The sequence below is a fragment of the Brevundimonas faecalis genome (assembly GCF_040549405.1).
In the GTDB taxonomy this organism is placed as follows: Bacteria; Pseudomonadota; Alphaproteobacteria; order Caulobacterales; family Caulobacteraceae; genus Brevundimonas; species Brevundimonas faecalis.
Genome location: NZ_JBEPTF010000001.1, coordinates 900,115 through 913,205, shown reverse-complemented (window position 1 = coordinate 913,205; position 13,091 = coordinate 900,115). Strand labels below are relative to the sequence as shown.

Below are 13,091 nucleotides of genomic sequence, written 5' to 3'. Positions count from 1 at the left end.
AGGTGATCAGGCCGTCGGCGACGGTCCGGCCAGGCCCTGCATGATCATGCGGTTGATGTCGATCAGGGTCTCGAAATCCTCCTCGCCCCGCATCACCGCCGAACTGTGCCGGCTGATGAAGAGGTCGAGCGAAATGATCTGCGCCCGGACGGCATGGGACATGCCGTTGGACGGATCGCTGCACGCGGTGGACAGGGTCGACCACACGCGCCGGTTCCAGTCCAGGGCGTCGATCCGCTTGGCGATGTCCGTCTTCTCGGTCGCGGCCGCATCCATCAGGGCGCGCGTCACCTGGCCGAAGAGGCGGTATTCCATTTCACGCGGAGATTCAGCCCGCGTCGCCGCCGTCTTGTACGCTTGAAGCGACATTCCCGAGCCTTTGATCTTCGTAGTCGACGATTTTGCGAGCGCCCATCAGGGCCTTGTAATACTGCCGCGCCATGACGTGCTTGGAGCAGGCCACGCATTCGCTGAGGATGTCCGGATTGCGGATCGCCCCCATGAACTCCGTCAGGCGCAGGGCGAACTCATCATAGAATTTCGGCGCCTCGGTCTCGTCCAGGTACATCATCATGACCGGGAAGTAGATGCGACGCGCAGGCGTGATCGCCTCTTCCGGCTGCATGATGTCCTTTTCGCGCAGAACGCTGGCCTTGTTCTGCAGGACCAGAACCCCGCGCCGGTCGCCGTTCTGGACGACGGCGCCGTTCAGGACGAATTTCTCGCCGGGCTTGAGCGACAGTTTCAGCGGCAAAGGGGTTCTCCGTAACGGCCCTAACCTGAAGGGAGGGCGGCTGAGGAACTGTAAACCGCCGTGGTTAACCATCCCTTCCCATGCCTCGCTTTCCGTATGGGAACGTCGCCGTCGGCTGGATCGTTACCCTTTCAACCACGGAGGAGAGGCCACGGAGGAGAGGATGGTCAGGCCCGACGCCGACTTCGACCCGCAGGATCAGGCCGAGGTCTATGATGAAACCCATCTGGACGACGACGGCGACGGCGACCTGTCGCTGGAGGAGATCGACGACGTCCTGGACGTGACCCGAGAGCGGGCCGACATCGACCCCTACGCCCCGCCCCGCGCCCCGCGCGAGGAGATCGACGCCGAATCCGAGGAAGACTCGCAGCCCGCCTCGGACGAGGTCGAACTGGTCTACGCCGGACTGATGCGCAACCAGCGCGGCGCCCAGGCCAGCGCCGCCCACTGGGAGGCCCGCCGCCTCTCCGACGACGACATCGCGGACCTGGGCTACGGCCCCGACGAAGAGGAGACCCCATGAACAGGAAGAACCCCACGCCGGCCCAGGAAGACGCCGATCCCGACACCCCTCCGGCCAAGCGCGCGGCCGAGGAGAAGGGCAAGCCCGACCAGCTCAAGGACAAGGAGAAGACGGCCGAGAACCGTCAGGAGGCCCTGATCGACGAGGGGGTGGAGGAAACCTTCCCCGCCAGCGACCCCGTATCGGCCAAGCGCATCACCTGATCTGTTCAGGCGCGTCCTGATAAGCTACCTGCTCATGATCCCCGACAGGAGCAGGGTTGCATGAGCCGCTTCGAAGGCACCGACGACTATATCGCCACTGACGATCTGAAGGTGGCCGTAAACGCCGCCGTGGCGCTGGAACGCCCCCTTCTGATCAAGGGCGAACCGGGTACGGGCAAGACGGTCCTGGCCTATGAGTTGGCCCGCGCCCTGAACGCCCCCCTTATCACCTGGCACGTCAAGTCGACGACCAAGGCCCACAACGGCCTCTATGAATACGACGCCGTCAGCCGCCTGCGCGACAGCCAGTTGGGCGAGGAGCGGGTGCACGACGTCCGCAACTACCTGAAGAAGGGCAAGCTGTGGGAGGCCTTCACCTCCCCCGCCCGCCCGGTCCTGCTGATCGACGAGATCGACAAGGCCGACATCGAATTCCCCAACGACCTGCTGCAGGAGCTGGATCGGATGGAGTTCTACGTCTACGAAACCGACGAGACGATCCGCGCCGCCGTCCGCCCCGTGGTCGTCATCACCTCCAACAACGAGAAGGAACTGCCGGACGCCTTCCTGCGCCGCTGCTTCTTCCACTACATCCGCTTCCCGGACGCGGAGACGATGAAGTCGATCGTCGAGGTCCACTTCCCCGGGATCAAGCCGCGTCTAGTCGCCGAGGCGCTGAAGACCTTCTATGAAATCCGCGAAACCCCGGGTCTGAAAAAGAAGCCGTCCACCTCCGAACTGCTGGACTGGCTGAAGCTTCTGCTGGTGGACGACGTCGATCCGGAAACCCTGCGGGAAAAGACGCCCGGCAAGCTGATCCCGCCGCTGCACGGGGCCCTGCTGAAGAACGAGCAGGACGTGCATCTGTTCGAACGCCTGGCCTTCCTGGCCCGTCGCGAAGGCGCCCGTCCGGGCGGCTGAATCCAGCCGCTTTTCCGTCGCCTTTCGATTACCGCGATTTCACTGGCCTGAACGCCGGCTTGGCGCACAATCAGGCCCAATGTGGAGCCGACCCATGCAACAGATCACCTGGCCTTTCATCGCCCTGGCGCTGATGACCGCCGCCTGCGACAATGGCGGAACGGTGCGCATCACCTCCACCTCGTCCAGCGACGATTCCGGACGCGTGCTCAAGGTGGTGGACGCCCTGCAATGCCCGCAGACCCAGGGCGTGCTGACGCGCAAGGGCTCGGCCCAGGCGGACGGCTCCTGCGTCTACAGCGGTCCGCGCGGCGCGGAAGTGACCCTGCACCTGGTACGGCTGGACGGCCGCTCGTCCCAGGACGCGCTGAAGGTGTTCGAGAACCGGCTGACCGCCGCCCTGCCCGCCGCCATGGCCGAGGTGAAGGCGGCCGAGGACCGCAGCCGCGCCGAAACCGCCCGTGCGGACGCTGAATCCGCTCGCGCCGATGCGGAGGCCGCTCGCGCGGACGCCGAGGCCGATCGCACTTCCGCCGGCGATTCCGCCCATGTCTCGGCGCCGGGCGTGCGCATCGACGCCCAGGGCGACAAGGCCAACGTCCGCCTGCCCGGCATGCATATCGAGGCCGACGGCGACCGCGCCAACATCCGCATCGGCGGCCTGACCATCCGCGCCGACGACAAGAGCAGCCAGGTCAACATCGCCTCCGACGACGAGGGCGTGACGATCAACGCCGCCGACGGCGCGGCCCGCATCCGCACGAACACGCGCGGCGAATCCGTCCGCGCCACCTTCCTGTTGACTACGGACCAGCCCTCCGACGAAGGGTGGCGCGTCGTCGGCTATGAAGCGCGCGGTCCGTCCGGCGGACCGATCATCGTCGCCACGGTGCGCGGCAAGGATCGCAACGAAAACCGCCTCTTCGACGCCGCAAAGGCCCTGGTGACGCTGAACGTCGGGGATTAAGAGCGGGAATCGCAACGCTCGGCCTTGATCGCGCGTTCGGGATGCGTCACCTCACCTGCCCCATGCGCAGGATCCCGAACTTGTCCGAAGACCACGAAGACCTGGCGCCCAAGCCCAAGCCGAAGACGCCCAAGCCCCCGCGCGCCTGGCAACGCATGCTGTCGGGCCGTCGCCTGGACCTGCTCGACCCGTCGCCGTTCGACATCGAGATCGAGGACATCGCCCACGGCCTGGCCCGCGTCGCCCGCTGGAACGGCCAGACCATCGGCGAGCACGCCTTCTCCGTCGCCCAGCACTCCCTGGTGGTCGAGGAGATCGCCGCCCACATCCGTCCGGGGCTGGAGCCGAAATGGCGCCTGGCCGCCCTGCTGCACGACGCCTCGGAATACGTCATCGGCGACATGATCTCGCCGTTCAAGTCGGCCCTGGGCGCCGGCTACAAGGACTTCGAGGCCCGGCTGGAAGCCGCCATCCACGTGCGTTTCCAACTGCCGCCCAAGACGCCGCAGACCATCAAGACCCTGATCAAGAAGGCCGACCGCGCCTGCGCCTTCTATGAGGCGACCCAGTTGGCGGGCTTCAACCGCCGCGAGTCGCTGCAGATCTTCGGCGCCCCGCCCGTCGGCTACGACCTGGTGATCGATCCCCTGCCCGCCGCCGTGGCCCAGCAGCGCTACCTGGACCGCTATCGCGTCCTGGCCGAGGCCGTCGGCATCCTGCCCGGCGCCGACGCCTGGCATACGGAATAGGGACCGGCATGGCGCAGGGGGGCGATCTGGGCGTTCGCATCGGCCTGTCCGCCGTCGTCATCGCCCTTCGCGACCGCCAGGCCGTCGTCCTGACCACCCATGCGGCGGACGGCGCCCCGGCCCTGCCCTTCGGCCCCTTTGACCCCGCGCGCGACCGCACCTTCGAGCTGGCCCTGCGCGCCTTCGTCACGGCCCAGACCGGCTTTCCCCTGGGCTTCGTCGAACAGCTCTACACCTTCGGCGACCTGGGCCGCGCCTCGCCCCGCGCCACGCCCGGCCCCGACCGCGCGCGAGAAGTCTCGGTCGGCTACCTGGCCCTGACGCGCGACGCCTCCGCCGCGCCGGGCCTGGACGCCGCCTGGACGCCCGTCTTCGACATCTTCCCCTGGGAGGACTGGCGCGACGGCCGCCCCGCCGTCATGGCCGCGCTGGAGCCGGGCCTGCGCGCCTGGGCCGCCGAAGACGCCCGACGCCTGGCGCGGATCGAGACCCTGTTCGCCCTGTCGCCCGAACGGCGCTGGAACGAGGAAAAGGTGCTGGAGCGCTACGAGCTTCTCTATGAAGCCGGCCTGGTCGCCGAATCCGCCCGCGACCACGATCGCCCTGCCCCCGCCGTCCTTCCCGACCTGCCCATGGCCTCGGACCACCGCCGCATCGTCGCCACCGCCCTGGGCCGCCTACGCAGCAAGCTGAAGTACCGCCCGGTCCTGTTCGACCTGACGCCCGAAACCTTCACCCTGTCCGCCCTGCAGGGCGCGGCCGAGGCCGTCGCCGGCCTGTCCCTGCACAAGCAGAACTTCCGGCGCGGCGTCGAACGCGCCGGCCTGGCCCAGGCCACGGGCGTCTTCGCCAGCGACACCGGCGGCCGCCCGGCCGAGCTTTTCCGCTTCCTCGGCGCCCATCCCTCGGGCGCCGCCGCCCCCGGCCTGACCCTGCCCGGACAGCGCTGAAAGATTTGTCGATTTCCGCAGCGGAATCGCTTGCAGCCGTCGCCGCCTTTGACTAGACAGACGCCTCGCTCGACCAAGCGAATATCGGCCCCGCGGAGAGGTGGCAGAGTGGTCGAATGTACCGCACTCGAAATGCGGCGTACGTGGAAGCGTACCGTGGGTTCGAATCCCACCCTCTCCGCCACCGGCCTTCAGTAAATCCAATGATTTAGCCCCCACGGGATGAAGCGCGACGCGCTGCGTCGTCGGCTTGACGCCCCTGGGCATCCCGCAGGCCCTTGGGCTTGACCCAGACCGTCGCAGGCGCCTGGCTCGGCGGCGCCCCCGCGCGCCGCCGTCATCGACGATCAAGCGTCTACCAGCTGACCCGGAATCCGGCGCGGCCCGCGACCCTGTGGCTGTCGGCGAAGTGGGCCAGGCCGGTCTGGCCCTCGACCTCGCCATAGACCGCATAGCGGCCCCATCCATATCTGGCGCCGAGGCCCAGGCCGCCCCAGAGCCGCTCTTCGCGGGTGGTGAAGGCCGTGTCCGCGACGAAGGCCGTCACGCCGTCGAGGAACTCATAATACAGGTTGGCGACGCCGTAGAATGCGACGTCGCTCGGTCGCGCGGTCGCTTCGCTTCGGCTCCGCAGATAATCCGCGGACAGGCCGAGCCGTCCGCGCAGGCTGTCGCCGTCGTCCAGCCTGACATGAGGCCCGAACGGATCGACGAAACTGTCCGCATCGACCCGGGAATAGGTCAGTTGCGCCTGCGGCGTCAGCGACCAGCCTCCCCCACGCGCGATGCGACGTCCGCCTTCCAACCCCAGCGCATAGCCGAAGCCGGCCTTCTCCTCGGCGAGCCGCCGCCCGGTCGTCGTCGAGGTAAGGTCGCTGTCGAACCAGGTCGCCTGCCCCTGCAGGTCCGCATAGACGCCGTTCTCGCCGTACCATGTCAGCGCCGCGCCGAAACCGACGCCGCGCGTACGGATCTCGCCGTTCCCGTAGACCGAGCCGACGTCGGCCTGCGCCTCGTCATGATGCAGGGTGAAGCCGCCCACCAGCACGCCGGCCTCGTTGGCCGCCACGCGTCCTTCAGCCCCGGCCTGGATTCGCCAACTGCCGATCTCATAATCCGCGCCGCTGGTCGACAGCCCCGATGCGCTCCGGCGATGCGCGACGTCGACGCGCGTCCAGACGGCGCGGCCTGGCGCGGAATTCCGGACCGTCTGGTCGTCGAAATTGTCGCCGACGCGCTGACGCAGTGTCTGCAGGCCGTTCAGGCTCTGAAGGACCTGACCATAGGCTTCATAGATCGGCACGCCCGGCTGATAGATCGGCAGAACCGGCGTCGGCTTGGATGGGTCGGTCCCGGACGGGAGATATGCGGAGCGCAGATACCAGTCGCCGTCGTTCGGCGTGCTGACGCCGTTCTTCTGCAGGGTATAGGCATAGGCTCCGGCCACGATGGCCTGCCGCCCCTGGAAGACATAGTCGCCCTGCAGGGTGAAATCGCCGTTTGAGGCGCCGCCGACATCGACGATCTTGATGCCTTCGACGGTCGCCGCGCCGGCCCCGCCCTGGTTCAGGACCTTCACAAGGGTCGAGCCGGCCGTGGCGCCGGTGATGACGAGACGGTCGGACGATGAAGCGTCGCCGCCGAGCACGGTTTCAATCTCGAGCAGGCCGCCGTTGCCGAGATAGTCGCCGTTGATCGTCAGCCTGCCGATCCCATTGCCCGGCGCGATCGTACCGCCTCGCTGGTGGATCGTGGCGCCGACCGTGCCGATCCCCTGCAGGCGGCCGCCGATGACCTGCATCGTCCCGCCCAGGACGCCGTCCACCACGAGCGTCCCGGAGATGACGCTGCCGGCGCCGGTGAAGGTTCGGCCGCTGTCGCCGGTCAGGGTCAGCTTGCCCGCGCCGTCCTTGATCAGGGCGCCAGCGCCGGAGAAGCTGGGCGACATGCCGATGTCGTAGCCGTTGGTGTCGATGACGACGCCGTTCGGGCCGATGACGACGCTGCGCGCGCCGAAGTTGTCGAAGAAGGCGGCGTTGTTTCGCGTCGCGCGCAACAGACCGCCGTCGAAGACGACGCTCACCGCCCCCGCGCCGGCCCTGATCCCGCTGGTTTCCAGAACGCCGCGACGGCCCGCCAGATCCTTGACCAGCAGCGTCCCGCCGCCCCCGGCGTCGACGCCGAGCAGGACGCCTCCTTCGGCGCGCACCAGCCCGCCGTCCTCGATCGTAAGCGAACCGGTCCCGAAATTGCCGATTGTCAGGCTGTACGGCGTCATCAGCCACTTCGACCCCGCCCCGGTCACTGTGACCTCGCCCGTGACTCCGGCGCCGGCGCCGATATAGCCCTGATTGCTCGTGACCGTTGCGCCGTTCTCAACACGCAAGACGCCGTCGCCGAAACTCCCGACCGTGAACTGGCCGGTATTGGTCCACGTCGTGCCCGGACCGGTCAGAACGGCTTCGCCTCGGTCACCGTCGCCGACGACGCCGTCCGCGCTGGAGATCGTCGCCCCGCCCTCGACACGCAAGGTTCCGGCGCTGAACAGGCCGACGCTGAGGCGCCCGCTGTTCTCCCAGGACGAATTCGGTCCGCTGACCAGAACCTCGCCCGCTCCGCCGGCGCCGATGATCCCGCCGAGGCTGGAAACCTTGCCGCCCGCCAGTATGTTCAGGGTCCCCGTTCCCCCGGAGCCGACAAAAAGATCGCCCCTGTTGGTCCAGGTCGACGCATTGCCGCCGCCGTCCGTCCCAGAAACAGTGACGACGCCGTTGCCGTCCGTGTCGTAACCGATATGGCCGGTATCGTTGATCACCGTCCCGCCGGCCGTGATGTCCAGCTGGCCGTTTCCGGCGTCTCCGACCAGCAGATCGCCGTCGACCGCCCAAGTCGGCGTCTGAACAGGCCCCGGGCTCAGATTGCCGCTCCCCACGACCGATTGCGCGTGGGCCGGAACCTCGCCAAGGCAGATGCAGACCAGCGTGGCGGCTGCCGTAGACAGCATTAGCGATCGGCGAGAGCTGCGAATTGCCGCACGATCCTTCACCCACGCCTTCATCACTTCTGCCCCGCCAACGGTATTATATGAACAACCGACCCTGCGGCATGGCCGGTATAGGATTCATAAACACCATCGGTGCGGGTCTCGGCTGGCGTCGCGAACCTCGCAACAGACCCCAGACCCAGACGTCAACGCGTGTCGGGCGCGGGCCTGACGCCGAGCGTCTTCAAGTGCTCGGCCGCCAGTCGACGCAAGGCCTCCGCGCGCGAACTGCCGGGCGCGTCCATCGAGATGAAGCGGTCGATCGATTCCACGAGGTCGGGCGGCACACGGACATTGACGGCGATCGCGCCGACCCTGGGTCGCCCGCGGGCTTTCGGTGCATCCGTCATCAGCGCCTCCGCATGTCCGGCGCCGAGGATAGGGTGGGAACTCACGACCTCAATTTCGGGGAAATACCAGGTAGGGCCTGGAACCTTCCACACGGCGCAGCCTGCTGAACCCGAGGCCTCTGCCGCTTCAGCACATCTGGAGGGTCAGCCGCAGAGCCCCGTTGATGCCCTTCACGCCCATGCGCATGCAGATGGAGCGCAGATGGGATCGAACGGTGTGGATCGACATGTCGAGGACGCGCCCGATGTCCTTGGGCGCCTCTCCATCCGCCAGATGGATCAGGATGGTCTTTTCCGCCCGTGTCAGGCCGAAGACGGCGGCCATGCTGTCGACACGCTCGGCGTCCAGGCACTTCACCGGACGCGCGACGGCGAAGATCCGGCCCGGCGCTCGCGAACTGGTCATGAGGTCCAGGGTGCACCAGGCGTCGTCGCCGGCGCGGAACAGGATGCGCCCCTTGCTTTGCCGCCTCGCCGCAAGGCGTTCCAGCAGCCGGTCCAGTTCGCCGCGACTGCGATGCCTGGAACAGATGAAGACTCCGCCCGAACCGATCATTCCGCTGGCCGCCAAGGCCTTGGCGCTGGCGTTGGCCCTGAGGACGTGGCCCTTCATGTCCAGGATGAACCGCGCGCATTCGTCGTCCTCGAACCAGGCGTCGGCTTCCGAAACACGGCGGACAGCGCTGTCGGACAAGGGTCGGGCATAGGAACGGGCCTCGCGTCCCGACGCATCCAGTGAGGCGTCCGCGAAACCTCGCACGAAGCCGTCGTTGCTCGCGCCATGCCGCGCGGATGAAACCTCGGACCCAATCATCACATCCTGCTCCCTACCTGAGCTTTTCTTTTCGGAGCGATCACGAAATCGCCGCTCCTTTGTTCCACTTCGGCACAACTCAGATTTATTTCAAGAAAAAAGATGGAAATTTTGGTTTTAAATCAATAATATATCAGAAAATACGCACATTTACGTACAAAGAAAAGAACGACAATTTCAAAATGTTCAAAAATCAACACTGACGTAAGCTGCCGAATAACTGCGAACATTGCTAAGAATGTTGATAGTATATGTAAGAAATACAGGAAATTTACCCATTTTTACTTTTTGAAACGCCTATTTTGGATAGACATCAAGGGTTATTACGTCTTCATATCGCCCTCCCATCTGACCTTTTATTTCACCGAGGGTGAAAATCATGGGCAGAGAGACGCCCGCCAGGGTGCGCGGCGGATCGACTTCCCTTTCCCACGGCGCGGATAAATCGACCGACTGACCGTCCAGTTCGAGCCCATAGGGCACGACAGTGGCGTTCTCGACCTGTTCGACGCGATGCATGACACCTCCATGTTCCGACTTGATCGACAGGGTCGACAGGGCGTTCGCCCGCACCTGGACATAGATGCGCCGGGTCGCGCCGGTGGCCGCCTCGCCGAAATCGATCACCTCGACGCTGGAGCCCGCGCCGAAGGCGCCGGCGGCGCCCGCCAGGTTCAACTGCGCCCGGGGCGTGGACTGCAACGTCAGCCGCACAGGGATAGGCGCGATCAGGATCCTTCCATCGACGTCCTTCACCAGCAGGCGCAGATCGACGCCGTACTCGCCGGCGTCAGCCACCGCCTCATGCACCACGACGGCGTCCAGTTGCGCCACGCCGCGGACGCCGGGCGCCAGCAGGTACTGGAAGACGCCCTTCTGCACGTCCGCCGCCTGAACGCCCGAGGATTCCCGGGGCCGGAACCTTATGCCGACCCCGCCCAGGGTGATGTCGGTCGCCTCCACGTCCGCCGCATCGGTGAAGGACAGCCGCAGGTCGCACGGCGCCTCCCCCCGGTTCTCCAGCCCCAGGTCCAGAGCGCCCGGCGAGGGGCCGACGGCGAAGGGGTTGTAGATGATACGGACGACCTGGCTCCCCTCCGTCAGGACCGGATCACAGGTCTGGGCCGCCGTCGCGGACGCCAGCAGGGCCAGGGCCAGACCAAGGCCCGCGCCTATTCCCGTTCCACGCCGCTCAAGAGACGGGCGCGGACGTCTTGATCTCGCCGACATCGACTATTCCTTCCACGTTTTCCGGGATGACGAACTCCCCCAGCACCTGCCCCTTGACGACCAGGCGATAGCGCCCAGGCGCCATGCCGTCCGCGACGAAGCGGCCGTTGCGGTTGGTGAAGAAGGGCTTGCCCGTCGCGCCCTCGGCGGCGCCGACGGCCTCTATGACCCCGCCGACCAGAGCGACGGGTCCGGCCGGAGAGACCAGGACGCCGCGCGCGGTATAGGCGGCGTCGCTGCCGACCACGACCCTGTAGCCGTCGCCGAAACCTGGGAAGGCGGTGATCACCCCGGCCCCCAGGTCATAGCCCGCAGGCAGGGGATCGACGTCCAACTCATAGCGGCGGACGCCGTAGCCGCGATCCACGCCCGCCATCGCCGGTCCGAACCAGCCGCTGCGCGCCACCGGATAGCCGCTGGAATCCGTCAGGCTGATCCGCGCGCCCTTCAGCGTCGGATGGCCCGTGGCGATGACGAAGCCCTCGCGCGAGGCCCGGCCGATCCCGAAGGCCCCGTCGGCGTAGCCGATCATGGTCGACAGCCGCCACAGCGACTCCTGCCGCGTCTCGCCGCCCGGCGTGGTGGACACCAGGCGATTGGAGATGATCTCGGCGTCGAAGCGGTTGTTGATGTAGCGCAGGTCGCCCGACAGGGTCTGGTTGTTCCGATCCTCGGAAAAACGGATGTCGCCGCTGAGATCGTTCAGTCGCCCGGAGGAGGCGCGTGAAATTCCCACCTCGCGGTACTGGTTCTGACTGTCGTAGCGCGCGGCCCCGCTCCAGCGGCCGCCGAAGCGCGAGGTCAGGGTCAGGCCGAACCGCGTCTCCTCGATCCCGTTGCTCGTCGCCCCGCGCTGCCAGGCCAGGTTGATCCCGAAGCGCCGGAAGGTGCGGCCCAGCGCCACGCTGAAGTCGGTGCGGTCATCCTGGCCTCGGCCCTTGACGAAGGCGGCGCCCAGGCTGAGCGAATAGGCCTTGTATCGCACCAGGGCCTGCCCCGCCGCCCGCCATTGCTCGCGATTGAAGGCCGAGTTCTCGAACGCCGTCTGAAAGAACCGGCTGGTCGCCTGGGCCGAGGCTGTCAGCCGCAGATCGACCTCGCGACCCAGGGTCGCCTCGCGCAGATAGTCCAGAGAGACGACATAGCCCTGGTTGCCCGTGTCGCTGTTGTAGCTGAGGGCGGCGCCGGCCTGGATCAGGCCCAGCCGATTGCCCCATATCGCCAGCCCGCCGACCTGCCCGCGCCCGTCCGCCCACTGGGCGTTGGCCCCCAGGGTCAGGGCGTCGGTGACGCCCTTTCGCACGAAGCCGGTGGCCGCCAGGGTCGAGCCGTATTCCAGCTGCCCGCCCTCCTCCAGCACCCCGGCGGAGACGCCGAAATCGACGACGCCGGGGTCCAGCAGGCCCGCGCCGCCGAACAGGTCGAAGACCGCGATCTCACGCCGACCGCTGTCCTCCTCGACCAGCAGGCGGACGACGTTGGCGCCCTGGCCGAACGGAAAGTCCGATAGGGAATAGGGACCGGCGTCCAGGCGGATGCGCTCGACGATGACCCCGTTGACCTCGACCAGGACCAGGGCCGGCCGATCCAGGGTGAACTGGCGACGGCCCGAAGGCCGCACGTTCTGGAACGGCCGAATGGTCGAATAGGCCCGGGCCGCCGACAACCCCAGGAAGCGCTGCGACCCCTGGAAACTCTCGACCGGCGGGGCGAACTCTCCCGCGATCAGGCGGATCGCCGACTGGAACAGGTCCTTGGTCAACCGGATCTCGCGCCGTCGCCACCTCTGGTCGCGGCTGCCGCCGTCATAGTCCACGCCCGCCGTCAGGGTGACGCCGTCGAAGCCGCCGACCTTGGCGAACATGTCCACTCCGGCCGACAGAGGCCCGAACTCGCCCTCGTCGTGGGAATAGAGCTGGGCCAGGCTGATGTTGGCCCCCGCCGCGAAACCGGCGGGCTGGTCGAAGGCGGCGGGATCGACCACGTCGTTGCGCGTGAAGCTGACGTCGCGCCGCGCCCGGGCGTTCGCCGCCAGCTCGGCGACGAAGGTCAGGGACAGGGGATCGAAGACCAGGGAGAATCCATCGCCGCGCAGATCGGCCATGCCGACCCTCAACCGCGATGCGATGACGGCCTTCAGCCGCTCGCGCACCGCCGGCGACACCCTGGGGCCCAGCAGGTCCATCAGGGCCACGGCGTCGATCAGCCCCTCGCCCTGCATGTCCACCTCGCCGCTGATGTCGCCCAGATAGCGGCCGTCGAGCGTCAACGGCCCCTGGATCGGCGTCAGGACAGGCGTGGGCCGGGCGCTCGGCGCCTGGTCCTGCAGTCCGCCGGCCGCCGCGTCGCCCGCGGGGGGAACGACCGACGCGGCGCCGGCGGCGAGCGGAACCTTGGAGTCGCTCCGCTCGATCGGAACCGTCACGGCGGCGGCGGCTCCAACCCTTTCGCCCGAATAATCCCTCGCCGTCCTCACCACCTCGTCCATGGCGAAGGGCGTCTCCGCGCGGCTGGACGAAGCCAGGCCGCCGCCCAGGCAGGCGGCCGCCACGCCCAGACGCCAGGTCGTCGTGCGACTGGACAT

General features: G+C 67.4%; 13 protein-coding genes and 1 tRNA gene. 7 read left to right on the top strand and 7 right to left on the bottom strand.

Going from position 1 to position 13,091, the window contains the following annotated elements:
- Positions 1-6: 6 nt before the first annotated feature.
- Complete coding sequence (gene flaF, locus ABIE19_RS04370; RefSeq protein ID WP_354087913.1) at positions 7-369, bottom strand: flagellar biosynthesis regulator FlaF; 363 nt, start codon at positions 367-369, stop codon at positions 7-9.
- Positions 329-754, bottom strand: a complete 426-nt coding sequence (gene flbT / locus ABIE19_RS04365) for a flagellar biosynthesis repressor FlbT (protein ID WP_354087912.1) — start codon at positions 752-754, stop codon at positions 329-331. Before flbT ends, flaF begins: the two co-directional genes overlap by 41 nt.
- A 163-nt stretch (positions 755-917) precedes the next feature.
- Between flbT and ABIE19_RS04360 the strand changes: the two genes are divergently transcribed.
- From ABIE19_RS04360 to ABIE19_RS04330, 7 genes are all read left to right on the top strand, one after another.
- On the top strand, positions 918-1,280 hold the full coding sequence (locus ABIE19_RS04360) for a hypothetical protein (protein WP_354087911.1): 363 nt from the start codon (positions 918-920) through the stop codon (positions 1,278-1,280).
- Positions 1,277-1,483: a hypothetical protein gene (locus ABIE19_RS04355; RefSeq protein ID WP_354087910.1), complete on the top strand. Its 207-nt coding sequence runs from the start codon at positions 1,277-1,279 to the stop codon at positions 1,481-1,483. Before ABIE19_RS04360 ends, ABIE19_RS04355 begins: the two co-directional genes overlap by 4 nt.
- Positions 1,484-1,543: 60 nt before the next feature.
- The gene (locus ABIE19_RS04350) at positions 1,544-2,404 is read left to right on the top strand and encodes an AAA family ATPase (protein ID WP_354087909.1); all 861 of its coding nucleotides are present in this window, start codon (positions 1,544-1,546) and stop codon (positions 2,402-2,404) included.
- A gap of 94 nt (positions 2,405-2,498) precedes the next feature.
- Positions 2,499-3,371 carry a methyltransferase type 11 gene (locus tag ABIE19_RS04345; protein ID WP_354087908.1) on the top strand — a complete coding sequence of 291 codons (873 nt, stop codon included), beginning with the start codon at positions 2,499-2,501 and terminating at the stop codon, positions 3,369-3,371.
- A gap of 155 nt (positions 3,372-3,526) precedes the next feature.
- Positions 3,527-4,120: a YfbR-like 5'-deoxynucleotidase gene (locus ABIE19_RS04340; RefSeq protein WP_354088583.1), complete on the top strand. Its 594-nt coding sequence runs from the start codon at positions 3,527-3,529 to the stop codon at positions 4,118-4,120.
- 8 nt (positions 4,121-4,128) lie between these two features.
- Entirely contained in the window at positions 4,129-5,070 is a 942-nt protein-coding gene (locus ABIE19_RS04335) for an NUDIX hydrolase (RefSeq protein WP_354087907.1), read from the top strand.
- A gap of 94 nt (positions 5,071-5,164) precedes the next feature.
- Positions 5,165-5,254 (top strand) — tRNA-Ser (locus ABIE19_RS04330).
- Between the two features lie 171 nt (positions 5,255-5,425).
- Here ABIE19_RS04330 and ABIE19_RS04325 read toward each other — a convergent pair.
- The 5 genes from ABIE19_RS04325 to ABIE19_RS04305 form a co-directional block, all read right to left on the bottom strand.
- The gene (locus tag ABIE19_RS04325; protein WP_354087906.1) at positions 5,426-8,074 is read right to left on the bottom strand and encodes an autotransporter family protein; all 2,649 of its coding nucleotides are present in this window, start codon (positions 8,072-8,074) and stop codon (positions 5,426-5,428) included.
- Positions 8,075-8,259: 185 nt separating this feature from the next.
- Entirely contained in the window at positions 8,260-8,463 is a 204-nt protein-coding gene (locus ABIE19_RS04320) for a ribbon-helix-helix domain-containing protein (protein WP_354087905.1), read from the bottom strand.
- 127 nt (positions 8,464-8,590) lie between these two features.
- Complete coding sequence (locus ABIE19_RS04315; RefSeq protein WP_354087904.1) at positions 8,591-9,157, bottom strand: helix-turn-helix transcriptional regulator; 567 nt, start codon at positions 9,155-9,157, stop codon at positions 8,591-8,593.
- Positions 9,158-9,574: 417 nt separating this feature from the next.
- Positions 9,575-10,507, bottom strand: a complete 933-nt coding sequence (locus ABIE19_RS04310; RefSeq protein ID WP_354087903.1) for a hypothetical protein — start codon at positions 10,505-10,507, stop codon at positions 9,575-9,577.
- A complete protein-coding gene (locus ABIE19_RS04305; RefSeq protein ID WP_354087902.1) occupies positions 10,470-13,091 on the bottom strand; it encodes a fimbria/pilus outer membrane usher protein in 2,622 nt (873 codons plus the stop codon). Before ABIE19_RS04305 ends, ABIE19_RS04310 begins: the two co-directional genes overlap by 38 nt.